The following is a 23,077-nucleotide window of genomic DNA, read 5'->3' as shown; positions in this document are numbered from 1 at the left end:
CGCGCGACGGGATCAGCCGAACTGCTGCTCCAGATCCTTCAGTTTCTGTTCCAGCGAGTCGAGCCGGGGGAGTGTCTGGGTGTCGTCCTCGGCAGTGAGGTCGACGGTCCGCGGATCACTTCCCTGGTTCGGTGCGTCCAGACTCTTCGGGCTCGAACCATCGGCCGTCGGCTTCGGGCCGACGGCTTGCAGGGATGGCCGGGGTCGCAGAGGCAGCTGACCCGGCTCTGCTATGGCAGGCTCCGCGACGGCCGGGGCCGCGCCTCCCGAAGCGGGGGCGAGGGCGGGCACATCGACCTGCTGCCCGCTCCGGCCGCGCCCCCAGACCCGGTTCTGCCGGTTCAGGGCCTTGATGCGGGCCCGGTCCAGCTTGGCCTGGTCCCTGCGGCGCAGCCGGTCCTGCTCCTGCTCCTTGCGGTCCTCCCGCACCTCGTCCACCGCCTCGTCCAGGGTGCGGACGCCCTCCAGGAGCATCAGCGACCAGGCGCCGAAGGTCTCCCGGGGGGCCCGCAGCCAGCGGACGATCCGGATCTGCGGCAACGGACGGGGCACCAGGCCCTGTTCGCGCAGTGCCGCGCGGCGGGTCTGCTTCAGCGCGCGGTCGAAGAGCACCGCGGCCGAGAGGGACATCCCCGCGAAGAAGTGCGGAGCGCCCGCGTGGTCCATGCCCCGGGGGGCGTGCACCCAGTTGAACCAGGCGGCGGCCCCGGCGAACGTCCACACCAGCAGCCGGGAGCCGAGCGCCGCGTCTCCGTGGCTCGCCTCCCGTACGGCCAGCACGGAACAGAACATCGCGGCCCCGTCCAGTCCGAACGGGACCAGATACTCCCAGCCGCCGCTGAGGTTCAGGTTCTGCCGGCCGAAGCCGACGAGCCCGTGGAAGGAGAGCGCGGCGGCGACCGCCGCGCAGCAGAACAGCAGGACGTAACTGGCGGTGGCGTACAGCGCTTCCTTGCGTCTGCGGCGCTCCTCGCTGCGTTCCCAGGAGTCGTCGGCCGCGGCCTTGGCACGCTTACCGCGTGCGACCACCGTCACCGCCGCCATGACCCCCACGAGCAGTACGGCGCCCGGAAGCAGCCAGTCAAGCGATATGTCGGTCAGTCTCATGCGCGGTCCCTTGCGTCACGTAGGGCGTTTCGTACGCCATCGTGACGGAATTCCCGTCCCGCTCCGGTGGTTTCGGGACAAGAGCACGCCATGGGGGAAGGAGAGGCTATCGATGGGTGGAATCTTCTCGAACTCCCGCCCGGTCAAGCCGAGTTGTGTTCGATTCCACGTCCCCCGGACGGGCGGTGTGGATCAGGAAGCCGCGGCGAGCTTGCGCACCCGGTCCGCGTCACAGGTACGCGGGCAGGTCACACAGGTGTCCTCGGGGCGCAGGGTGTAGAAGAGGCAGCAGCTCGCCCGGTCCCGGGTCGGCAGCGACTGCCCGTCGGGACCGGTCAGCTCGCGGAAGCCCGCCGTGCCGACGTACGGCTTCGTCGTGCCGGGGAGCAGCAGCTCCAGCTCGGCCATCGCGCGGCGCTCCTCGCCCATCAGATGCGCCACATACCAGAGGCCCTCGACGATCTCGTCCGTCGCCATCCCCCACAGGGCCCGCTTCCCGCGCCGCATACGGGGACCGAAGCCCTCCAGCACCGGACCGAGGTGCTCGGTCAGCGAGGCCAGGACCTCGGCCCGCAGCGCCGCCTCGTCCGGCACGACCCGGGCCCCCGGCAGCGTGGCCGCCGGGTCGTCCGGCAGACAGGCGAATTCCCTCACCCGCACGGTCAGGTGCCCCAGCGCCCGCTGGAAGGCCACGTCCTCCACCGGGATCCGTGGCACCCGGCGCTGCAGGAACCACGGCACGGTCACCAGCAGACAGGCGGGCCACGCGTACCGGTGCAGACCGAAGCTCGCCACCACGTCCGGGCGGGCCTGCTGGCCGTAGTCGCGCAGCACCTGGGCGTTGTCCCAGGCCAGGAAGGTGTCCACGGCGGCTCCGCCGGCCGCCAGCTCCGCCGCGCCGACCCAGCCCGCGCCGGACGGGGCGACGGCGTCGCCGTCGAGCACATTGGCCCGCAGACCGGGGAACACCTCGGTCAGGCGGGCGTACGCGGCGGTCACGGGGGACGTCGCGGCACCGGTGAACGGCGGGGAGAGGGTCATGCAGGGGACCACCGAATCGGGATCGTTTGCAGGTAAGGCTTACCTTACCCGACGCCATCGATGTTTGAACTGCAGCCTCGGTCTTCTATCGTGCACAGGAGGTCCGGCGCACGCGAGTCGGCCCGCGGCGGATGGAGGAGGACCGGGTGGAGCAGGGCAGCGCGCGCGAGGGCGCACGTCCGGCGTACGCCCCCGGAGCGTTCCCTCACGCCCCGGGGAACGCCGCCCGCGTACCGCAGGACCGGGTGCCGGAGCAGGCCCGGGGCCGGCAAGGTGAGGAAGAGGGGGCCCGGGGCGAGCACACCCACGGTGAGCCCCCCGCGCCGCGTGCCGTGCGGCGCCACTCCGTCCGCGGCCAGATCCTGGACGCGTTGCGGGCCGCTCTCGTCGACGGGGAGCTGGTGCCCGGCCAGGTGTACTCCGCCCCCGCGCTCGGCGCCCGCTTCGGGGTCTCCGCCACGCCGGTGCGCGAGGCCATGCAGCGGCTGGCCGTCGAGGGCGCCGTCGAGGTCGTGCCGAACCGCGGCTTCCGGGTCACCGAACGCGGCCCCCGCGAGCTGGCCGAGCTGGCCGAGGTGCGGGCGCTGATCGAGGTCCCGGTGATGCTGGGCCTGGCCCGGACGGTCCCGGCGCACCGCTGGAGCGTCCTGCGTCCGCTGGCGGAGGCCACGGTCGCCGCGGCTGCCGTGGGCGACCGGGCCGCCTACGCCGAATCGGACCGGGCCTTCCACCGGGCGGTCCTCACCCTGTCGGGCAACGAGCAGCTCGTGTCCATCGCCGACGAACTGCACCGGCGCTCCCAGTGGCCCCTGGTAGCGGGCCCCGCCACCCGCCGGGCCGAACTGCTGGCCGACGCCGCCGAGCACACCGCCCTGCTCGACGCCCTGATCGCCCAGGACCTCACCGTCGTCCAGGCCCTGGTCCGCGAACACTTCACCGGCGCCGACGGCTGACCGGTGGGGGGCCCGCGGTCCCCGCCACCGGTCAGCCCCCGCCTTCGCTCAGCTCGCCTCGGCGGTGCGCTGGGCCGGGGGCCCCAGATACGGGGCCAGCCAGGTCGGCACGCCGCCCAGGAGCCGGAACAGCCGGCCGGCCTCGGCCCGCAGCCGGGCCGCCTCAGGCTCGTCCTCCGCCTCCGCCAGCGAGATCAGCGCCGGGGCCGTGCCGACCAGGAACCCCAGCTCCTCCCGGATCCGCAGTGATTCGGCGAAGCCGTGCCGGGCCTCGGCCAGCTCCCCCTCGCGCAGCGCGAGCGCGGCCAGATGCCGCCAGGTGGACGACAGCAGCAGCTCGTCGCCCAGCGTCCCCGCACCGGCGTGCGCCCGGCGGAAGGCGGCGCGCGCGGCCTCCGGCGACTCCGCGATGTTCTGGGCGATCAGCCCGCGCCGGAAGTCCAGCAGCGGACGGGCGGGCGACGCGGGAGCCAGCAGAGCCGCCGACCGGCTCAGCGCCACGCTCGCCTCGTCGGCCCGGTCCCGTACCGCCAGGAGGGTGGAGGCGTACGCCAGATGGCCCCGCTCGGAGGCGGCGGCGCCCCGCTCGTCGTCGCTGCGGGCGATGGCCTCCGCCGTGCGCAGGGCGTCCTCGGCCTCGGTCCACCCCTGCCCGGTGTAGAGACACCGCTCGGTCAGCAGCGCGGTGCGCTGGAGCGCCGCGGCCGGAACGGTGCCCGCGTCGTCCTCCAGCAGGGCGGCCGCGTCCGTCCAGCAGGCGCGGGACCGCAGCCGCCATACCGCGGTCTGGAGCGGCGGATCGTCATCTGCTGTCGTTCCGGAACCAGACATGGCGGTATGCGCCACATTGCCCTCCCCGAGCGCGCCATTGTGCTGTTGAGTGCTTGAGTGATGCCGCATCTCAGCACGGATCGGCACTCCGGGCCAAGAGGTCCGGGCAATGTCAGGTGAAAGATTTCACAATCGCTCGAAGGGTGACGAGGGCCCGGCGGACCCCGTGCGCGGCCGGAAGATCAGCTCATGCGCAGGGCGAGGAAGAAGTCGAGCTTGTCCTCCAGGCGCGAAAGGTCACGCCCCGTCAACTGCTCGATGCGGCCGACGCGGTAGCGCAGCGTGTTGACGTGCAGGTGCAGCCGGGCCGCGCAACGGGTCCACGACCCGTCGCAGTCCAGGAAGGCTTCCAGCGTCTCGATCAGCTCCGCCCGGTGGCGCCGGTCGTAGTCGCGCAGCGGGTCCAGCAGCCGGGCGGTGAAGGCGCGCCGGACGTCGTCGGGGACGAACGGCAGCAGCAGCACGTGCGAGGCCAGCTCGTGGTGACCGGCGGCGCAGACCCGCCCCGGCCGGGCCGCGGCCACCCGGCGGGCGTGCCGGGCCTCCTCCAGCGCGCCGCGCAGCCCTTCGGCGGAATGCACAGCCGCGCTGACACCCAGTGTCAGCCGGCCGTCGTCGGCGAGCCCGGCCGAGAGCGGTTCGCGTACGGAGGCGAGCAGCGCGTCGGCGTGGAGTCCGGGCTCTCCGGCAAGCGCGTCGGCGTCCTCGCCGTCCGCCCGTCCCGCATCGCCCTCCCCGCTCTCGGACTCCGGGAGCGCGGTGACGATCGCGGGCAGCGGCACCAGGGCGATGGCCTCCTCGCCCGTGTGGGCGACGGCGATCCGGTCGGCGGAGTCGGGGCCGCTGACCGCCGGGTCGACGAGGATCTCCTCCAGCAGGGCCTGGGCCACCGGGCCGCTCGCGATCTCGCCCGCCGCCGCGGCCTGGCCCGAGGTGCTCCAGTCGACCCGGGCCACCACGACCTGCCACTGCGGGGCCACGCCGAGGCCGGGCAGCAGGACCGGTGCGGCGACCCGCAGCCGGGCCGCGATCTCGGCGGGGGCGGCGCCCGCCTGGACCAGCTCCAGCACCTCCTGGGCGAGCCTGCGGCGTACCGTACGGGCCGCGTCGCGGCGGTCGCGCTCGACCGCGATCAGCTGGGTGACGCCCTGGAGCAGGTCGAGCCGGGCCGCGGGCCAGTCCGATGCGTCCGCCTCGACCGCCAGCAGCCAGTCGGAGAGCACCGACTCCCGTACGTCACGGGCGGCCGGCACGGCGCCCCGGCCGGTGTTCCGGATCGGGAAGAGCGAATACGTCGTACCGGCGACCGCCGCCCGGTGCGGGGCCCGGCGGCCCGTCCGGGTCGCGGCCAGGTGGTGCCCGGCCAGCGTGGCGCCCAGCGGGCCGGGCAGCGGGGCGCCCGCCCCGGCGATCTGGCGGCCGGTGGGGGAGAGGACCCAGGCCCGCAGGTCCAGGTCGGAGGTGAGGAGGTCCAGGACCACCTCGGGGCCGCCGCCCGCCGGGCCCGAGGTCATCAGCCGCCGGTGCCGGTCCACCACGGCCGCCAGATCGCCCGCCCGCTCGCCGGAGACCTGTCGTACGACATACTCGGTGATCGTTGCGAACGCAACGGTCTCGTGCACGGCGAAGAGGGGCAGCCGGTGGTGCAGGCACGCCTCGACGAGATCGGCGGGGATGTCACCGAGCTCCGCCTCGCCGGCCGCGAGACCGGCCACCCCGGCGCCCGCCAGGATCCGGACGAACGGCTCGGAGTCCGCCGCGTCCCGGCGCCAGGCGAGGCCCGTGAGCACCAGTTCGCCGCCGGAGAGGTAGCGGCTGGGGTCGCGCAGGTCGGTCGTCATGACGCCCCGGACCGTGCGGTCCAGCTCGTCCTCGCCGCCGAGCAGCCGCAGGCCCAGCGCGTCGGTCTCCAGCAGTGCGCGCAGCCGCATCTCGTCGCCGCCGATCTTTCGTAGGGAACGGGTGAGGGTGAAGGGGGTCGTGGGGTGGGGGAGCGGTGGGGCGGACGGGGTATCTGTGAATTGCGGTGAGGTTACCGATCCCCGTCATTCGTTCGAATCTACAAGACGAGGACGGAGACCAGCCAACTCCTTCAGTGTTTCGGTGACTGCACCCGCCGGGGCCGGGCTTGTGTACTGGGCCACACACCACGTGAACACCACATGAACGAGCCAGTCGAGGCAGGCCGTCCCCGGCCCCGGCGAACGACCGATTGAGAAGAAGAGAGCCACTCATGGACTTCCTTCGCCCCGCCAGCTGGGAGGAGGCGCTCGCCGCCAAGGCCGAGCACCCCACGGCTGTGCCCATCGCGGGCGGCACCGATGTGATGGTCGAGATCAACTTCGACCACCGGCGGCCCGAGTACCTCCTGGACCTGAACCGCATCGGTGAGCTGTCCGAGTGGGAGGTGGGCCAGGAGAAGGTGCGGCTCGGCGCCTCCGTGCCGTACAGCAGCATCATGGACCACCTGCGCGCCGAGCTGCCCGGCCTGGCGCTCGCCTCGCACACGGTCGCCTCGCCGCAGATCCGCAACCGCGGCGGCGTCGGCGGCAACCTCGGCACCGCCTCGCCGGCCGGTGACGCGCACCCCGCCCTCCTCGCCGCCGACTGCGAGGTCGAGGCCGAGTCCGTCCGCGGCACGCGGCTGATTCCCATCGACGCTTTCTACACAGGCGTCAAGCGCAACGCCCTGGAGCCGGACGAGCTGATCCGCGCCGTGCACATCAAGAAGGCCGACGGACCGCAGCAGTACTCCAAGGTCGGCACCCGTAACGCCATGGTCATCGCGGTCTGCGCGTTCGGGATCGCCCTGCACCCCGAGACCCGCACCGTGCGCACCGGCATCGGCTCCGCCGCCCCGACGCCCATCCGGGCCAAGGAGGCGGAGGACTTCCTGAACGCCGCGCTCGAAGAGGGCGGGTTCTGGGAGAACGGGAAGATCATCACCCCCGCGATCGCCAAGCAGTTCGCCGCCCTCGCGTCCGGCGCCTGCAACCCGATCGACGACGTGCGCGGCACGGCGAAGTACCGCAGGCACGCGGTCGGCATCATGGCCCGCCGCACGCTCGGCTGGACCTGGGAGCAGTACCGCGGCGCGGGCCGCACGCTGGAAGGAGCTGCGTAACCATGCGAGTCAATTTCACGGTCAACGGCCGTCAGCAGGAAGCCGACGACGTCTGGGAGGGCGAGTCCCTCCTCTATGTCCTGCGTGAGCGCATGGGCCTGCCCGGCTCCAAGAACGCCTGCGAGCAGGGCGAGTGCGGTTCCTGCACCGTCCGTCTGGACGGCGTCCCGGTCTGCGCGTGCCTGGTGGCCGCCGGACAGGTCGAGGGCCGCGAGGTCGTCACCGTCGAGGGTCTCGCCGACTACGCCAAGCACCGCGAGGACGCCCACCCCGGTGGCGGCTGCGCCTCCGGTGCCTGCGGCACCACCCTCGACTCGGCCAAGCGCTGGCAGGCCCGGCCCACCGACGGCCAGACCGGCGAGGCCGTCGAACTGGCCCCGATCCAGCAGGCGTTCATCGACGCCGGAGCCGTCCAGTGCGGCTTCTGCACCCCCGGCCTGCTGGTCGCCGCCGACGAACTGCTGGAGAACACCCCCTCCCCGTCCGACCAGGACATCCGCGAGGCGCTCTCCGGCAACCTCTGCCGCTGCACCGGTTACGAGAAGATCCTCGACGCGGTCCGCCTCGCGGCCGCCCGCCAGGGAGAGGCGGTCCAGTCATGACGACGCGCCCCGAAGCCACCACGCGCCCCGCGGCCACGATGCCGAAGGCCCAGAGCACACCGTCCGGCACCCCGACCAAGATCACCCAGGGGTCGCCCACCAAGGGCGGCATCGGCGAGTCCACGCTCCGCCCCGACGGGACCCTCAAGGTCACCGGCGAGTTCGCGTACTCCTCCGACATGTGGCACGAGGACATGCTGTGGGGCCAGACCCTGCGCTCCACCGTTGCCCACGCGGAGATCGTCTCCATCGACACCTCCGAGGCGCTGGCCACCTCCGGCGTCTACGCGGTGATGACGTACGACGACCTGCCCGCCGCGATGAAGAACTACGGCCTGGAGATCCAGGACACCCCGGTTCTCGCGAACGGCAAGGTCCGCCACCACGGTGAGCCGGTCGCCATCGTGGCCGCGGACCACCCGGAGACGGCCCGCCGCGCCGCCGCCAAGATCAAGATCGAGTACCGCGAGCTGCCGCTCATCACCGACGAGGCCTCGGCGACCGCCCCCGACGCCGTGCTCGTCCACGAGGGCCGGGACGACCACCACATCGGCCACGTCCCGCACCCCAACATCGTGCACCGCCAGCCGATCATCCGCGGCGACGCCGACGAGGCCGCCAAGCGCGCCGATGTCATCGTCACGGGCGAGTACGTCTTCGGCATGCAGGACCAGGCCTTCCTCGGCCCCGAGTCCGGGCTCGCCGTGCCCTCCGAGGACGGCGGCGTCGAGCTGTACGTCGCCACCCAGTGGCTGCACTCGGACCTCGGCCAGATCGCCCCCGTCCTCGGCCTGCCCGAGGACAAGGTCCGCATGACGCTCTCCGGCGTCGGCGGGGCCTTCGGCGGCCGCGAGGACATCTCGATGCAGATCCACGCCTGCCTGCTGGCGCTCCGCACCGGCAAGCCGGTCAAGATCGTCTACAACCGGTTCGAGTCCTTCTTCGGCCACGTCCACCGGCACCCGGCGAAGCTCCACTACGAGCACGGCGCCACCAAGGACGGCAAGCTCACGCACATGAAGTGCCGCATCGTCCTGGACGGCGGGGCCTACGCCTCCGCCTCCCCGGCCGTCGTCGGCAACGCCTCCTCGCTCTCGGTCGGCCCGTACAAGATCGAGGACGTCGACATCGAGGCGGTCGCTCTCTACACCAACAACCCGCCCTGCGGCGCGATGCGCGGCTTCGGCGCGGTCCAGGCGTGCTTCGCCTACGAGGCGCAGATAGACAAGCTCGCCGCGAAGCTCGACATGGACCCGGTGGAGTTCCGGCAGCTCAACGCCATGGAGCAGGGCACCCTGCTGCCCACCGGACAGGCCTGCGACTCGCCGGCCCCGGTCGCCGAGCTGCTGCGCCGGGTCAAGGCCCGCCCGCTGCCGCCCGAGCAGGAGTGGCTGACGGCCGGCGCCGACGGCACCTCCGTCGACGTACGCGCCCTGCCCGGCGGACTCTCCAACACCACCCACGGCGAAGGCGTCGTCCGCGGTGTCGGCTACGCGGTCGGTCTGAAGAACGTCGGCTTCTCCGAGGGCTTCGACGACTACTCCACCGCCCGGGTGCGGATGGAGGTCATCAACGGCGAACCGGTGGCCACCGTGCACACCGCGATGGCCGAGGTCGGCCAGGGCGGTGTCACCGTGCACGCCCAGATCGCGCGTACCGAACTCGGTGTCAACCAGGTCACCATCCACCCGGCCGACACCCGTGTCGGCTCCGCCGGTTCCACCTCCGCCTCCCGCCAGACGTACGTCACCGGCGGAGCGGTCAAGAACTCCTGCGAAGCCGTACGGGAACAGGTCCTGGAGATCGGCCGGCGCAAGTTCGGCACCTACCACCCGGCCTGGGCCACCGCCGAACTCCTCCTGGAGGGCGGCAAGGTCGTCACCGACGGCGGCGAGGTCCTCGCGGACCTGGCCGACGTGCTGGAGGACGAGGCCATCGACATCGAGCTGGAGTGGCGCCACCGGCCCACCGAAGCCTTCGACCTCCGCACCGGACAGGGCAACGGCCACGTCCAGTACTCGTTCGCCGCCCACCGCGCGGTCGTCGAGGTCGACACCGAGCTCGGCCTGGTCAAGGTCATCGAACTGGCCTGCGCCCAGGACGTCGGGAAGGCGCTCAACCCGCTCTCCGTCCTCGGCCAGATCCAGGGCGGCACCCTCCAGGGCATGGGCGTGGCGGTGATGGAGGAGATCATCGTCGACCCGAAGACCGCGAAGGTGCGCAACCCCTCCTTCACGGACTACCTCCTCCCCACGATCCTCGACACGCCGACGATCCCGGTCGACGTGCTCGAACTCGCCGACGAGCACGCCCCCTACGGGCTGCGCGGCATCGGCGAGGCCCCCACCCTGTCGTCCACCCCGGCCGTCCTCGCGGCGATCCGGAACGCGACGGGCCTCGAGCTCAACAGGACACCGGTGCGGCCCGAACACCTCACCACCACCTGAGAGCCTGCCGGGTGACCTCTCACCCGTCGTCACCCGGCAGCCTCCGAGCGGTCCCCCCATCTCTCCGGGCGGTGCGAAGCCGAGAACGTCACACTTTTCCGCACCCCGCACCGCCCGGAGGCCCAAGTACCGCACCGCTCGCGGTTCTTCTCCGCCGTGCCCGAGAGCACGGCAGCGCCTCACGGATCATCCGTGCCGCCGGCACATCCGTTCTGCTTCAACAGTTCGTCCCGGCCGTCCCCGGGTCGTGCAGCCGACGCAGTCATCCCAAATCCCGCATTCAGGAATCTCCAAGCGGGTGCCCCTGTGAACCTTGGGAGTCAGGCATCATGACCCAGCAGTCAGTGGAACCGAAAACCAGTCCGGAAAGCGCGGGCCCCGGCTCACGCGTCCCCGCCGGAAGATCATGGCTCGACCGGTACTTCCACATATCCGAACGAGGATCCACGGTCGCGCGCGAGGTGCGCGGCGGCGTCACGACCTTCATGGCCATGGCGTACATCCTCCTGCTCAACCCGCTGATCCTGGGCGGGGAGGACGTCAACGGCAACCTCCTCAGCCAGCCCGGCCTGATCACCGCGACCGCCCTGGCGGCTGCCGCGACGACCCTGCTCATGGGCTTCGTCGGCAAGGTGCCCCTGGCGCTCGCCGCCGGGCTCAGCGTCTCCGGTGTGCTCGCCTCGCAGGTCGCGCCCAACATGACCTGGCCGCAGGCCATGGGCATGTGTGTGATCTACGGTGTGGTGATCTGTCTCCTGGTGGTCACCGGCCTCCGCGAGATGATCATGAACGCGATCCCGCTCGCGCTCAAGCACGGCATCACCATGGGCATCGGGCTCTTCATCGCCCTCATCGGCCTCTACAAGGCCGGATTCGTCCACCAGGGCGAGGCGACCCCCGTCACCCTCGGCCCGGCCGGTGAACTCGCCGGCTGGCCCGTCCTGATCTTCTGCGTGACCCTGCTGCTCATCTTCATGCTCCAGGCGCGCAACATCCCCGGCGCGATCCTGATCGGCATCGTCGTCGGCACGCTGGTCGCGATCATCATCAACGCGATCGTCGACATCGACCCCAAGACGTGGAGCAGCGGCCCGCCCGAGCTGGACGGCAGCGCGGTCTCCACCCCGGACTTCTCGCTCTTCGGAAACGTCGAGTTCGGCGGCTGGGGCGACGTCGGCGTGATGACCGTCGGCATGATCGTCTTCACCCTGGTGCTGGCCGGGTTCTTCGACGCGATGGCCACCATCATCGGCGTCGGCACCGAGGCCAAGCTCGCCGACGACAAGGGGCGTATGCCGGGCCTGTCCAAGGCGCTGTTCATCGACGGCGCCGGCGGTGTCATCGGCGGTGTCGCCTCCGGCTCCGGCCAGACGGTCTTCGTGGAATCGGCCACCGGCGTCGGCGAAGGGGCCCGGACCGGCCTCGCCTCCGCCGTCACCGGCCTCTTCTTCGCCGCCTGCCTCTTCTTCACCCCGCTCACCGCGATCGTGCCGACCGAGGTGGCTTCCGCCGCCCTCGTCGTCATCGGCGCGATGATGATGCAGAACGCCCGGCACGTGGACTGGGGCGACCGATCCGTCGCCATCCCGGTCTTCCTGACCGTGGTCCTGATGCCCTTCACGTACACCATCACCACCGGTGTCGCCGCGGGTGTCATCTCCTACTCCGCCATCAAGCTCGCCCAGGGCCGGGCCCGCGAGGTCGGGGCCTTCATGTGGGGGCTGACGGTGATCTTCATCGTCTTCTTCGCCCTCAACCCGATCGAGAGCTGGCTGGGCGTCCACTGACGCCCGGGCCCCCTTCCCGCTTAAGGAGAGAACGCCATGCTGGACATCGCCGAAGAGCTGCACCGGTGGGTCTCGCAGGGACGCGAGTTCGCCGTCGCCACCGTGGTGGCGGTCGGCGGCAGCGCGCCCCGGCAGCCCGGCGCGGCCCTCGCCGTCGACCGCGACGGCACGGCCGTCGGGTCGGTCTCCGGCGGCTGCGTGGAGGGGGCCGTGTACGAACTGTGCCAACAGGCCATGGAGGACGGCCGGCCCGTCCGTGAGCGCTTCGGCTACAGCGACGAGGACGCCTTCGCGGTCGGCCTGACCTGCGGCGGCATCATCGACATCCTGGTGACCCCGGTCCGGGCGGACGACCCCGCCCGGCCGGTGTTCGCCGCCGCGCTCGCGGCCGCCGCCGAGGGGACGGCGGCCGCACTGGCCCGGGTCACGGACGGCCCCGAGGAACTGCTCGGCCTGCCGCTCCTGGTCCGCCCCGACGGGAGTTACGAGGGCGGGCTCGGCGGCCACCCGGCGCTCGACCGGACCGCCGCCGCCGAGACCCGGGCCCTCCTGGACGCGGGCCGCACCGGACCGCTCGCCATCGGCGCGGAGGGCTCCCGCTGCGGCCGGCCCATCGAGCTGCTGGTCGAGTCCAGCGTGCCGCCGCCCCGCATGATCGTCTTCGGCGCCATCGACTTCGCGGCGGCCCTGGTGCGCGCCGGGAAGTTCCTCGGCTACCGGGTCACCGTCTGCGATGCCCGCCCGGTCTTCGCCACCGCGGCCCGCTTCCCCGAGGCCGACGAGATCGTCGTCGAATGGCCCCACCGCTACCTCGCCGGGACCGAGACCGACGCCCGTACCGTGCTCTGCGTCCTCACCCACGACGCCAAGTTCGACGTACCGCTCCTTGAGGCGGCCCTCCGGCTCCCGGTCGCCTACGTCGGCGCGATGGGCTCGCGCCGCACCCACCTGGAGCGCAACGACCGGCTGCGTGAGGTCGGCCTCACCGACCGCGAACTGGCCCGGCTGCACTCACCGATCGGCCTCGACCTCGGCGCCCGTACGCCGGAGGAGACGGCCCTGTCCATCGCGGCCGAGATCGTCGCGGTCCGGCGCGGCGGCAGCGGCGTACCGCTCACCGGGGCCCACACCCCCATCCACCACGACAGCAGCGGGCAGCCGCTCGCCTCGGTGGCCTGAAACGCCCGTCAACACCCCGTCCATCCCGGGCGGGTTACCGCCACGGCGGTTTCCCGCCCGCCCGGAACGCAGCGGTCACCCCGGATCAACCGGTAGATCAGCTGCATGACTTCTTCCCCCTCCTCCGTTCCCGGCCGGGCGAGATCCGCCCGCCCAGGACGCAGAGCCCTGCTCCTGGCGACCTCGGCGGCCCTCCTGGGCGGCATGCTGGTCCCCTTCGCCGGTGGGGGCACCGCCGGCGCCGCCCCCGCACCGCGCCCCGAGGCCCCGCGCTCCGACGTCACCACCGAGAGCCACACCGTCACCCTGGTCACCGGCGACGTCGTGCGGTACGTGGACGGCCCCGGCGACCGGGACACCGTCACCGTGGACCGCCCCGACGGCGCGAGCGGCGGTGTCCGCATCCAGCAGGCGGGCGAGGACGTGTACGTGCTGCCCGACGAGGCCACCACGCTGATCGCGGCGGGCACCCTGGACCGGCGGCTGTTCAACGTCTCGGCCCTGGTGAGGATGGGCTACGACGACGAGGGCACCGGGGCCGTCCCGGTCATCGCCACCTACTCGCCCGCGCGCGCCAAGGCCCTGCCCGCCGCCCCGCGCGGTGCGAAGAAGGTCCGCACCCTCGCCTCCATCCACGGGTCCGCGCTCAGTGCCGACAAGGACGGGGCGCGCACCTTCTGGGACGCCATCACCCGTAGCCCGGGCGCCCGTTCGCTCGACGGCGGGATCGCGAAGCTCTGGCTGGACGGCCGCTCCGAGGCGCTGCTCGCCGAGTCCGTGCCGCAGGTGAAGGCCCCCGAGGCGTGGGCCGCGGGCTTCGACGGCAAGGGCACCAAGGTCGCCGTCCTGGACACCGGCATCGACGCCGGCCACCCGGACGTCAAGGACCGCCTCGTCGGCACCCGCAGCTTCGTTCCCGGCGAGGAGGTCGACGACAAGAACGGCCACGGCACGCACGTCGCCTCCACCATCGCCGGATCCGGCGCGGCGTCCGACGGCGCGAACAAGGGGGTCGCCCCGGCCGCCGACCTGCTCGTCGGCAAGGTCCTCAGCGACGAGGGCTCCGGAGCGGACTCCGGGATCATCGAGGCCATGGAGTGGGCGAAGGCCGAAGGGGCCGACATCGTCTCCATGAGCCTCGGCTCCCCGGTGCCCGACGACGGCACCGACCCGATGTCCCAGGCGGTCAACTCCCTCTCGGCGGACGGCGGTCCGCTCTTCGTGATCGCGGCGGGCAACGCGTACGGGGCGGGCACGATCGGCTCGCCCGGCTCGGCGGAGCAGGCGCTCACCATTGCCGCGGTCGACAAGCAGGACGGCCGCGCCGACTTCTCCTCCATGGGCCCGCTGGTCCGCTCGCACGGACTGAAGCCCGACCTGTCGGCCCCCGGCGTCGACATCAACGCCGCCGCCTCGCAGTCCGTCCCCGGCGCCGAGGGCATGTACCGGTCGATGTCCGGTACGTCGATGGCCACGCCCCATGTCGCGGGCGCGGCGGCCATTCTGAAGCAGCGTCATCCCGACTGGACCGGTCAGCACATCAAGGACGCGCTGATGACCTCGTCCGAGAAGCTGGACGCGTACACGCCGTACCAGCAGGGCACCGGCCGGCTCGATGTGAAGGCGGCGATCGACACCACGATCGAGGCCACCGGCTCGGTCGAGGTCGCCTCCTACGCCTGGCCGCACAGCCCCTCCGACGAGGTCGCCGAGCGCACGATCACCTACCGCAACACGGGTGAGGCGGACGTCACGCTGAACCTGGCCACCGACACGGACGAGGCGGCCTACACGCTCTCCACCGACACGCTGACCGTCCCGGCGGGCGGTACCGCCGAAGCGGTCCTGTCCCTGGACCCGGCGGAGGTCGCTGTCGACACCACCTTCTCCGGCCAGGTCGTCGCCACCGACGCGGCGGGCACGACGGTCGCGCACACCGGGTTCGCGCTCACCAAGGAGAAGGAGCTGCACGACCTGACGCTGAAGCTCCGCGACAGGGCGGGCAAGCCGATGGACGGCCTGGTCGTCCTCGGCGAACTGGGCGACCCGCAGCTCGGCCTCGTCCAGATCAGCGGCGGCGAGACCACGTTGCGCCTGCCGCCGGGCAACTACACCGCCTGGGCCTCCGTGGACGTCGACGGCGACCGCCCCGACTCCCAGGCCGTCGCGTTCCTCGCGGCCCCGGAGACGATCCTCACCGGCTCCACCACGGTCACCCTCGACGCGTCCAAGGCCCGCAAGGTCAGCGTGCGCACCCCGAAGGAGACCGAGACCCGCCAGCTCCGCTACGACATGGCGCGCACCGCACCGGACGGCACGGTCCAGCGTGACGCGTACCAAATACCGCTCACTTACGACCAGTTGTGGGCGAGCCCCACCAAGAAGGTGAAGGAGGGCGACTTCAGCTTCCTGACCCGCTGGCGGCAGGGCGAGGAGCTGATCGACGTCGAGGCCGACGGCCGTGACGTACCGGTCCACGTCCAGGGCGGCGCGGCGATCGCCGAGGACAGCGAGCAGAAGCTGAGCCCGGTGTACGCGGGCAAGGGCGCACCGGCGGACTACCAGGGCCTGAACGCGCGCGGCAAGGCCGTCGTGATCACCCGCAGCGCGGATGTCACCCCCGCCGAGCGTCTCGCGACCGCGCTGGCCGCCGGGGCGAAGGCCCTCTTCGTCGTCAACGACGAGCGTGGCGTGGCGATGGAGAGCTACACCCCCTACGGCGAACAGACCACGATCCCCGTCGCGTCGGTCCAGAGGTCCGCGGGCGAGACCCTGATCCGCGCCGCACAGCGCGGCAAGAAGATCGAGATCGACCAGAAGAGGTTCGCGGACCACCTCTACGACCTGGTCGACCGCCACGACGGCACGATCCCGGACCGCTCGCTGGCCTTCGCACCCTCGACCCGTCAGCTGGCGAAGGTGGAGAACACCTTCTACGGCCACAAGAAGACGCTCGGCGGCGGCTACCGTTACGACATCCCGGACTACGGTCCCGGCCTCGGCTTCGAGGAGTACGAGCAGTTCCCCGACGTCCGCACCGAATGGGTCAACCCGCTGCCGGGCGACTCGTTCTGGTACGAGAACCACTCGGTCCTCAACGCGGAGGAGTCCGACCGCGCCCACGAGATGCGCAGCGCCGAACTGGACTACCGGGCGGGCCAGGACTACCGCGCCGAGTGGTTCGCCCCGGTGACCCGCCCCCGCCTGGGCACCGGCTACTGGGGCCCGTTCCGCACGGTCGACAACGACCTCCAGTTCAACATCACCCCGTGGACGGACGCGGGCGCGGGCCACTCCGGCTCGATGCCCGAGAACGAGTACGACACCACTTCGTACGCCTTCTACCAGGGCGACACGCAGCTCAAGAAGGGCGCGGGCAGAGCGGGTTACATCGGCGACCTCTCCGCCGAGAAGCGCCCCTACCGCCTGGTCATCGACTCGGCACGCGACGCGAAGACCTGGAAGACGTCGACCCGTACGCACTCCGAGTGGGGCTTCGTCTCCGGCGCCCTGGACGAGGCCGGCCCCTACCAGGCCGACATCCCGCTGCTCCAGCTGGACTACGCCGTCGACACCGACCTGGCCGGCGACGTCCGCTCCGGCCGCACGACGGAGATCGGTCTCACCTCCGGCACCCAGGAATGGCTGCCGGGCGCGGTGAAGGCCGACAAGGCTTCCCTGTCGGTCAGTTACGACGACGGCAAGAGCTGGACGAAGCTGGAGCTGCGCAAGAAGAAGACCGGCGAGTGGACCGCGAAGTTCCGCACCCCGTCGAAGGGCGCGACCTCGGTCTCGCTCAAGGCCCACGCGGAGGGCCCCGGCGGACTCGTCGTCGACCAGGAGATCATCCGGGCCTTCGGCCTGAAGTGAGCCCCTGACCTGGTCCCGCGCTCCCTGCGACGGGAGTGCGGGACCAGGTGCGTCAGCCTGCGGCCGGTGCGGTTGGATGGCCCCATGAGCGTTCATGACGTGGCCCGTCGGCTGCCTGGCATATCCGCCCTCACCGATCTCTGCCGTTCCCTGGCGATGCTCGACGCGATCCTGTCTCCGGAGTGGGACCACCGCTGGCACAGCTTCGACGCGCAGTGGTCGCCGACCGAGGCGATGGCCTCGATGCAGGACGGGCAGGGCGGGGAGTACTCCATCGTCTTCTCCGCCGACGGCGCCTACGCGCGCGGCTTCGACCACGAGTCGCCGATGAGCCCGTACGTGGACGACGGGCCCTGGCCCGGGGTGCTCGACGAGGTGCCCGAGGTGTTCCGCCGTTACGTGGACGAGCCGTCGTTCAGGGACGAGTTCGGCATGCCCGTCGTCACCGCCTGCCTCTGGCGCGAGAGCGGGGACGACCGCTGGCGGGCGGGGGCCGTGGAGTTCCCGGAGGACGGGGAGGACTCCGACGGGGCCGACTGGCTCTTCCAGCTCCTCGTCATCGGGAGCCCCGAGTCGTACCAGGAGTGGGCCGAGGACTACTTCGAGGTGGACATCGACCTCGAAGCCGTACGCCATGTCTACGCGCTGCGACCGCTGACGGACGAGGTCGTCACCGCGATCAATCCGGAGCGGGTGCCCGCCGAACTTGCCAAGGACATCAAGGAGATCGGGTATCCGGCCGACGCGGGCGAGTGAGCCGGTGAGCCCTTCGGGGCCGACCCGTCGGTGGCCGTGGGGTCAGTCGTCCTCCTCCGGGACCGCCGGATCCCGCCTGGCCAGCACCTCCGCCACCGGCACCCCGGTCCGGGCCGCCACGGCCAGGCGGGCCCGGACCTCCGCGCCGGTGCGCGGGCGGAAGCGTGGCCGCTTGCCGAAGCCGCACGGCTCCAGGCCCTCGTAGCGCAGGCCCGCCCCCAGCACCGCCGCCACCGCGCTCCAGGCGTCGGTGTCACGGCGCGGCGGGGGAGCGAAGTCGTGGCCCGCGCAGACGAGCACACGGCCGCAGTTCGGGCACAGCGGGGCGCCGCTGTCCAGGGGGAGCCGCTTGAAGCTGACGCGGCAGGGGACGCAGGCGTAGTGCAGCTTGTAGTGGACCATCGCGTAGAAGCACACACGGCGACGCTACCCGGCCGGTCCGGCACCCGACAGGCCCGGGCGGGCACCCCCGGGTGGCATCTGGCGCGCGTACAGGCCCGGGCGGGCCCCTCCACGCTCGGGAGGGCCCGCCCGGGGCCGTACTCACTTGCCGTTCTGCAGGGCCGTCCACGTGGCCGGGCCCACCTGGCCGTCGACGCCCAGCTTGCGGGTGGTCTGGAAGCTGCGGACCGCCGTTTCCGTGGTCGGGCCGAAGCTGCCGTCCACGCCCACGGTCTTGCCGAGCGCCGCCGTCAGGGCGCGCTGGAGCCGCTTCACCGCATCGCCCGAACTGCCCTGCTTCAGCAGCGGGGTCGTGCCGGCCGACAGCAGGGCCGTCCAGGTCTTCGGGCCGACCGCCCCGTCCGCGTCGAGGGAGCGGGCCCGCTGGAACGCCTGCACCGCGCTCTTCGTGGTGGCGCCGAAGAGGCCGTCCACCGTGCCCGGGCTGTACTTCTGCGCGGTGAGCAGCGTCTGGACGGCGGTCACCTGCGGGCCCGACGAGCCGGACTGCTGCGTGGTGTAGAGGGGGAACGTCAGACCGTCGCCGCCGTTGCCCGGGTCACCGTCGATCAGCTGCATGTAGTAGTTCCAGTCCCAGTGGGGGCCGGGGTCGGTGTGGTCGTTGCCGGGCACCTCGCTGTGGCCGACGATGTGCGCCCGATCCTTCGGGATGCCGAACTCGGCGCTGAGGTGCGAGGTCAGCGCGGCCGACGAGCGGTACATCGCGTCGGTGAACCAGGCCGGTTCGTCGACCCACCCCTCGTGCTCGATCCCGACGGACGAGGCGTTGGCGCTGCGCGCGTGCCACGCCGTGTCCTTGTCCCGGACCGTCTGGGTGACCTCCCCGTCCGACGACCGGATCACATAGTGGGCGCTGACCTGGGACGCCGGGTTCTGGAACCAGCTGATGGAACCCGCGTACGAGCCCTGGGTGACGTGCACGACCACCTTGTCGACGGTCGCGGTGCGGCCCACGGCGAAGTTCTCGGCGTGGGCGGGCACCCAGCGCGCCGAGGGGTAGTCCTCGCTCTGCGCGTAGACGTCGGACGCCGACACCTCGCCCTTTTCCGGGGCGACCGGGCGGGAGGGCACGAGCACCTCCTCGCCGCCGGTCACCGTCGCGGACACGCCCTCGGCGAGGAAGGTGAAGACCGCGTCCGCGTAGAGCGCGGCCGCAGGCCCGTCGGCGGCGCTGTAGCGGGCCACCGCCGGATACCAGGCGTTCACGTCCCGGCGCTCGGCCGCGTCCAGCCCCAGCGCGTCGGCGTGGTCGCGCAGGACGGCCGCGCCGCCGAGGATGTTGGCCGTCGTGTCCCGGCGCAGCCGGGCCGCGCTCTTGCCGGTCAGCTCGGCGGCCTTCTCCAGGGAACGGTTCGTGGGGTTGCTCGCCAGGTGCATGACGCCGTAGCCGTTCGCCTGGCTCGGCTTGCCCGCGTGTCCGTTCAGCCGGGACTCGCCGTAGCCCACGGCGGCCAGCAGATCGCGCGGTACGCCGTACTCCTGGGACGCGTCGGCGAAGGCGCGGTTCATCGGATCGGCCGTGTCCGCGAGCGGGGCGGCGTGCGCCGGCTGCCCGGTGGCGAGAAGGGCCGCGGCGGTGAGGGCCGCCACGGCACAGGCGCCGGCCCGGGTCCGGGCGGCGGTGCGTAGGCGCATGAGGGCTCCTGCTCTGTGGGAGGAAGTAAAAAGCCCTCGGGCCCGGGTGGGCCAGAGGGAATGCCGAACCCGGCCAGGCTATCGATCTGAGGCGTACATGACAAAGGGATGCGCCGCAGATCCCGCTGGCAACATCCTGCAAATTCACAGGAGTTGCTCGACCCGCTGAGCCCGTCGGGTGACATCGAGTGTCACCCGACAGGGGTGCGGCCGCCGGTTGACGCGGACCGGCCGCTACCAGCGGTCGCGGTGGATGACGTCCGCCACGGGACGCCGCCGGACGGGCCCGAAGTTGCCCGCGGGCCACCCCACCGGAACGACGGCGAACGTCGCCATGTCCTCCGGGATGCCCAGCTCCTTCTTCCACTCCTGTTCCAGCATCAGATGCCAGATGGTGATGTTCGCCGCCAGCCCCAGCCCCCGGGCCGCCAGCAGCAGATTCTGCACCCCGGGATAGACGCAGGAGCCCTCCGCCAGCGCCTGGAAGCGGGTCTGCGTGTTCATCATGTGCTCCGTGCCCGCCGGACCGAGCGCCCGCGCCGACGCGGCGAGACCCTCCTCGTCCAGGCGCGGCTCCGGGAACCGGTAGCACGGCACGATCAGCACCGGGGTGTCGGCGAAGTGGTCGCGCTGGTACTCGATCGCCGCGACCATCCGGCCGTACGCCACCTCGTCCATGCCCTCGGGGGCGTACTTCCCGGTCGTCGCCAGATACGCGTCCACGCACCGCTTCCACAGCGGGGCGAGCCGCGCCATCACCTGGCGGTCGGTCACCACCACGTACTCGTAACACTGCATGTTGCCGCCGCTGGGGCCCCAGACGGCCGCCTGTATCAGCTGCTCCACCAGCTCCTCCGGCACCGGATCCGGCTTGAGCCGGCGCATGGCACGCATCGTGGACATGGTGTCGAAGAGGGCGGGGCCGCCGAGGGCGGACGGGTCGGCCTGAACCGTTTCCATGGTCATGATCGCGGAGTTTACGGTTCCGACCGGCGCGCCATAAGGGCTACCGGCAGCCGGACTTCGCGACCTCCGCACCCGCCGTCCCGCGGCCTCAGGTCCGCGTCAGCCGTACGACCGGGATGTCCCGCTCGGTGCCCGCCTGGTACTCCCCGTAGCGCGGGAACAGCTCCACCAGACCCGGCCAGACCCGTGCCTTCTCCTCGGCCGGCAGCGTCGCCGCGACCGCCCCGAACCGCTCGGTCTCCACCCGCAGTTGGACCTCCGGGTTCGCCTGGAGGTTCAGATACCACAGCGGCGGACGGTCCGAGCCGCCGTTGGACGCCACGATCAGATAGTCCTCGCCGTCCCGCCCGTACATCAGCACCGTGCGCCGCACCGTACCGCTGCGCCGGCCGACGTAATCCATCAGCAGACAGGGGACACCGAGCTGCGTCGTGCCCTTCGTGCCGCCGGAGGACTCGTACAGCTCGGCCTGCCGGGCGACCCAGTCGGCGGGGCTCAGCGCGACCTCCGCATTGCCGTCCTGCTCGGCCGTCATGCGTTTCTCCTTCTCTCGTGGCGCCCCGTACGGGCTGCGCCTCCATCCTGGCATCCCCGTCCCCTGCCCTCCCTCGTCACCGCACCTCGGATTCGTACACCTGGACAGCCCACCCACCGCACGGGGGAACGCGGGCCGGGGGTCCGCCCGCGAAGGCGTATAAAGGTTCCTTCCGGAGCAGCCGGCGTCCCTCGATGGCCCCTCCCCCCACCTCCCCTCACCACGCGGCAGGCGTCACCGCGTCACCGAGCCCAGGAGAGCCGAATGAGCACGTCGGAAGAGATCAGCACGCTGCTGGTGACGAAGTTCGGAACCGACCCCGAGGCCATCCGCCCCGATGTTCCGCTGCACCGCCTGCGGCTGGACTCCCTCGCCCTGGAGGAGCTGCGGCTGCACATCGAGGACCGGCTCGACGTGGACCTGGAGGACGTCGCGCTCACCTCGCGCGACACCGTCGGCCGCCTCGTCGAGGCCGTGCAGGGGAAGGTCACCGCATGAGCGCGGCCGCCGCAGCCCCCTACCGCCGGACCCCGCTCGCCCCGTTCGCCGCCGCCGTCACCGGCGTCGGCCTGGTCACCTCGGCCGGTACGGGCACGGCCGCCGCCTGGCACGGCGTCACCGAGGGCCTCGCGCCGTCCGCCGCACCCCGGCCCGAACTCGACGGTCTGCCCTGCGACTTCTTCTACTCCGTCACCGACTGCGACCCGGGAGCCGTCCTCGGCGTGGCCACCCAGCGGCTGATGGACCGCTTCGCCCAGCTCGCCGTCATCGCCGCCCGTGAGGCCGTCGCCGACGCCGGGCTCGACCCGGCCGTCTGGGACAGCGGCCGCGTCGGCGTCGTCATCGGCTCCGCCCACGGCGGACTGTCCTTCTACGACGAACAGGCCGCCGCGCTCGCCGCGCGCGGCCCCCGCCGCGTCTCCCCGAAACTCGCCCCGCTCAGCGTCGTCAACGGCGCGGCCAGCAGCGTCAGCCTGGACCTCGGCGTCCACGGACCCAGCCAGGCCGTCTCCACCGCCTGCTCCTCCGGCACCGTCGCCATCGGCACCGCCCACCAGATGCTCCGCTCCGGGGCCTGCGACATCGTCATCACGGGCGGCGCGGAATCCACCTGCACCCGCCTCCTGATCGCCAGCGCCTGCAGCCTCAAGGCCGTCTCCACCCGCCGCGAGGACCCCGCGGCCGCGTGCCGCCCCTTCGACACCCACCGCGACGGCTTCGTCGTCGGCGAGGGCGCGGGCCTGCTCGTCCTGGAACACCCGGACCACGCCCGCGCCCGGGGCGCCACCGTACGCGCCCACGTGAACGGTTACGGGGCCTCCAGCGACGCCCACTCCGCCGTCGCCCCGGACCCGGAAGGACTCGGCATCGAACGCGCCCTGCGCACCGCGCTCGCCGACGCCGGCCTCTCCCCGGACGACGTCGGGCACGTCAACGCCCACGGCACCTCGACGCTCTCCAACGACCTGATCGAGGCGACGATGCTGCGCCGGGTCCTCGGCGACAGCCCCCTGGTGACTTCCACCAAGGCGATGACCGGCCACACCCTCGGCGCGGCCGGCGGCATCGAGACCGCGCTCACCGTGCTCGCCCTCCAGCACCAACTGGTGCCGCCGACGGTCAACCTGGACGCACCCGACCCGCAGATCCCGATCGAGGTGGTCGCCAAGGAAGCCCGCGCCGCCTCCTTCGACTGCGCCGTCAAGACCTCGCTCGGCTTCGGCGGGCACAACGCGGCACTCGTCCTCACCAGGCCCTGAGCGGAAGGGAACGCAGCACCCC

Annotated in this window: 18 protein-coding genes; 10 read left to right on the top strand and 8 right to left on the bottom strand. The window is 72.2% G+C overall.

Translation table 11 applies throughout. The annotated features are described in order from the left end of the window. Positions 1 to 12 precede the first annotated feature (12 nt). Positions 13 to 1,107, bottom strand: coding sequence for a DUF2637 domain-containing protein (locus IE134_RS07740; protein ID WP_030710082.1), 1,095 nt, complete (start codon positions 1,105 to 1,107; stop codon positions 13 to 15). Positions 1,108 to 1,299: 192 nt separating this feature from the next. Continuing rightward, positions 1,300 to 2,148, bottom strand: coding sequence for a (2Fe-2S)-binding protein (locus IE134_RS07735; RefSeq protein ID WP_189430004.1), 849 nt, complete (start codon positions 2,146 to 2,148; stop codon positions 1,300 to 1,302). Between the two features lie 146 nt (positions 2,149 to 2,294). On the opposite strand from IE134_RS07735, the gene IE134_RS07730 reads away from it, so the two are divergent. Next, a complete protein-coding gene (locus IE134_RS07730; protein ID WP_189430002.1) occupies positions 2,295 to 3,101 on the top strand; it encodes a GntR family transcriptional regulator in 807 nt (268 codons plus the stop codon). A gap of 48 nt (positions 3,102 to 3,149) precedes the next feature. Here the strand turns inward: IE134_RS07730 and IE134_RS07725 are convergent, their stop codons facing one another. After that, on the bottom strand, positions 3,150 to 3,932 hold the full coding sequence (locus IE134_RS07725) for a hypothetical protein (protein WP_097974204.1): 783 nt from the start codon (positions 3,930 to 3,932) through the stop codon (positions 3,150 to 3,152). A gap of 182 nt (positions 3,933 to 4,114) precedes the next feature. Beyond that, positions 4,115 to 5,863 carry a PucR family transcriptional regulator ligand-binding domain-containing protein gene (locus tag IE134_RS07720; RefSeq protein WP_189430000.1) on the bottom strand — a complete coding sequence of 583 codons (1,749 nt, stop codon included), beginning with the start codon at positions 5,861 to 5,863 and terminating at the stop codon, positions 4,115 to 4,117. A gap of 302 nt (positions 5,864 to 6,165) precedes the next feature. On the opposite strand from IE134_RS07720, the gene IE134_RS07715 reads away from it, so the two are divergent. The 7 genes from IE134_RS07715 to IE134_RS07685 all read left to right on the top strand — a co-directional run bounded on the left by IE134_RS07715 (position 6,166) and on the right by IE134_RS07685 (position 17,697). Further along, positions 6,166 to 7,056, top strand: a complete 891-nt coding sequence (locus IE134_RS07715; RefSeq protein ID WP_010064300.1) for an FAD binding domain-containing protein — start codon at positions 6,166 to 6,168, stop codon at positions 7,054 to 7,056. 2 nt (positions 7,057 to 7,058) lie between these two features. After that, positions 7,059 to 7,658: a (2Fe-2S)-binding protein gene (locus tag IE134_RS07710; RefSeq protein WP_010064299.1), complete on the top strand. Its 600-nt coding sequence runs from the start codon at positions 7,059 to 7,061 to the stop codon at positions 7,656 to 7,658. After that, entirely contained in the window at positions 7,655 to 10,105 is a 2,451-nt protein-coding gene (locus IE134_RS07705; protein ID WP_189429997.1) for a xanthine dehydrogenase family protein molybdopterin-binding subunit, read from the top strand. The genes IE134_RS07710 and IE134_RS07705 overlap by 4 nt, the downstream gene beginning before the upstream one ends. Positions 10,106 to 10,434: 329 nt before the next feature. Next, positions 10,435 to 11,892 (top strand): NCS2 family permease, encoded by a 1,458-nt coding sequence (locus IE134_RS07700; protein ID WP_098895347.1) that lies wholly within the window; start codon positions 10,435 to 10,437, stop codon positions 11,890 to 11,892. Positions 11,893 to 11,928: 36 nt separating this feature from the next. Continuing rightward, positions 11,929 to 13,071 carry an XdhC family protein gene (locus IE134_RS07695; RefSeq protein ID WP_030710101.1) on the top strand — a complete coding sequence of 381 codons (1,143 nt, stop codon included), beginning with the start codon at positions 11,929 to 11,931 and terminating at the stop codon, positions 13,069 to 13,071. A gap of 204 nt (positions 13,072 to 13,275) precedes the next feature. Next, on the top strand, positions 13,276 to 16,941 hold the full coding sequence (locus IE134_RS07690) for a S8 family peptidase (protein WP_189430212.1): 3,666 nt from the start codon (positions 13,276 to 13,278) through the stop codon (positions 16,939 to 16,941). 84 nt (positions 16,942 to 17,025) lie between these two features. After that, positions 17,026 to 17,697 carry a hypothetical protein gene (locus IE134_RS07685; RefSeq protein ID WP_098019835.1) on the top strand — a complete coding sequence of 224 codons (672 nt, stop codon included), beginning with the start codon at positions 17,026 to 17,028 and terminating at the stop codon, positions 17,695 to 17,697. Between the two features lie 42 nt (positions 17,698 to 17,739). Here the strand turns inward: IE134_RS07685 and IE134_RS07680 are convergent, their stop codons facing one another. From IE134_RS07680 to IE134_RS07665, 4 genes are all read right to left on the bottom strand, one after another. Continuing rightward, on the bottom strand, positions 17,740 to 18,114 hold the full coding sequence (locus IE134_RS07680; RefSeq protein ID WP_189429995.1) for a hypothetical protein: 375 nt from the start codon (positions 18,112 to 18,114) through the stop codon (positions 17,740 to 17,742). A gap of 126 nt (positions 18,115 to 18,240) precedes the next feature. Further along, positions 18,241 to 19,794 carry a peptidoglycan-binding protein gene (locus tag IE134_RS07675; protein WP_189429993.1) on the bottom strand — a complete coding sequence of 518 codons (1,554 nt, stop codon included), beginning with the start codon at positions 19,792 to 19,794 and terminating at the stop codon, positions 18,241 to 18,243. Between the two features lie 234 nt (positions 19,795 to 20,028). Beyond that, entirely contained in the window at positions 20,029 to 20,760 is a 732-nt protein-coding gene (locus IE134_RS07670) for a nitroreductase family protein (protein ID WP_189429991.1), read from the bottom strand. Between the two features lie 88 nt (positions 20,761 to 20,848). Further along, complete coding sequence (locus tag IE134_RS07665; protein ID WP_030710117.1) at positions 20,849 to 21,295, bottom strand: nitroreductase family deazaflavin-dependent oxidoreductase; 447 nt, start codon at positions 21,293 to 21,295, stop codon at positions 20,849 to 20,851. Between the two features lie 264 nt (positions 21,296 to 21,559). Between IE134_RS07665 and IE134_RS07660 the strand changes: the two genes are divergently transcribed. Both IE134_RS07660 and IE134_RS07655 read left to right on the top strand, forming a co-directional pair. After that, positions 21,560 to 21,793 carry an acyl carrier protein gene (locus IE134_RS07660; RefSeq protein ID WP_006128548.1) on the top strand — a complete coding sequence of 78 codons (234 nt, stop codon included), beginning with the start codon at positions 21,560 to 21,562 and terminating at the stop codon, positions 21,791 to 21,793. Beyond that, complete coding sequence (locus IE134_RS07655) at positions 21,790 to 23,055, top strand: beta-ketoacyl-[acyl-carrier-protein] synthase family protein (RefSeq protein ID WP_189429989.1); 1,266 nt, start codon at positions 21,790 to 21,792, stop codon at positions 23,053 to 23,055. The genes IE134_RS07660 and IE134_RS07655 overlap by 4 nt, the downstream gene beginning before the upstream one ends. Positions 23,056 to 23,077: the final 22 nt, after the last annotated feature.

The organism is Streptomyces rubiginosohelvolus, assembly GCF_014649875.1.
Lineage (GTDB): Bacteria > Actinomycetota > Actinomycetes > Streptomycetales > Streptomycetaceae > Streptomyces > Streptomyces rubiginosohelvolus.
The sequence above is the reverse complement of the archived record's forward strand: the minus strand, read 5'-3'. Positions and strand labels throughout refer to the sequence as shown.

Bases quoted from the DNA above. Each gene is read 5' to 3' on its own strand.
- IE134_RS07670 (WP_189429991.1), bottom strand. From the start codon at position 20,760: ATGACCATGGAAACGGTTCAGGCCGACCCGTCCGCCCTCGGCGGCCCC.
- IE134_RS07675 (WP_189429993.1), bottom strand. From the start codon at position 19,794: ATGCGCCTACGCACCGCCGCCCGGACCCGGGCCGGCGCCTGTGCCGTG.
- IE134_RS07740 (WP_030710082.1), bottom strand. From the start codon at position 1,107: ATGAGACTGACCGACATATCGCTTGACTGGCTGCTTCCGGGCGCCGTA.
- IE134_RS07695 (WP_030710101.1), top strand. From the start codon at position 11,929: ATGCTGGACATCGCCGAAGAGCTGCACCGGTGGGTCTCGCAGGGACGC.
- IE134_RS07665 (WP_030710117.1), bottom strand. From the start codon at position 21,295: ATGACGGCCGAGCAGGACGGCAATGCGGAGGTCGCGCTGAGCCCCGCC.
- IE134_RS07735 (WP_189430004.1), bottom strand. From the start codon at position 2,148: ATGACCCTCTCCCCGCCGTTCACCGGTGCCGCGACGTCCCCCGTGACC.
- IE134_RS07655 (WP_189429989.1), top strand. From the start codon at position 21,790: ATGAGCGCGGCCGCCGCAGCCCCCTACCGCCGGACCCCGCTCGCCCCG.
- IE134_RS07660 (WP_006128548.1), top strand. From the start codon at position 21,560: ATGAGCACGTCGGAAGAGATCAGCACGCTGCTGGTGACGAAGTTCGGA.
- IE134_RS07715 (WP_010064300.1), top strand. From the start codon at position 6,166: ATGGACTTCCTTCGCCCCGCCAGCTGGGAGGAGGCGCTCGCCGCCAAG.
- IE134_RS07710 (WP_010064299.1), top strand. From the start codon at position 7,059: ATGCGAGTCAATTTCACGGTCAACGGCCGTCAGCAGGAAGCCGACGAC.
- IE134_RS07725 (WP_097974204.1), bottom strand. From the start codon at position 3,932: ATGTCTGGTTCCGGAACGACAGCAGATGACGATCCGCCGCTCCAGACC.
- IE134_RS07685 (WP_098019835.1), top strand. From the start codon at position 17,026: ATGAGCGTTCATGACGTGGCCCGTCGGCTGCCTGGCATATCCGCCCTC.
- IE134_RS07705 (WP_189429997.1), top strand. From the start codon at position 7,655: ATGACGACGCGCCCCGAAGCCACCACGCGCCCCGCGGCCACGATGCCG.
- IE134_RS07720 (WP_189430000.1), bottom strand. From the start codon at position 5,863: ATGCGGCTGCGCGCACTGCTGGAGACCGACGCGCTGGGCCTGCGGCTG.
- IE134_RS07690 (WP_189430212.1), top strand. From the start codon at position 13,276: ATGCTGGTCCCCTTCGCCGGTGGGGGCACCGCCGGCGCCGCCCCCGCA.
- IE134_RS07700 (WP_098895347.1), top strand. From the start codon at position 10,435: ATGACCCAGCAGTCAGTGGAACCGAAAACCAGTCCGGAAAGCGCGGGC.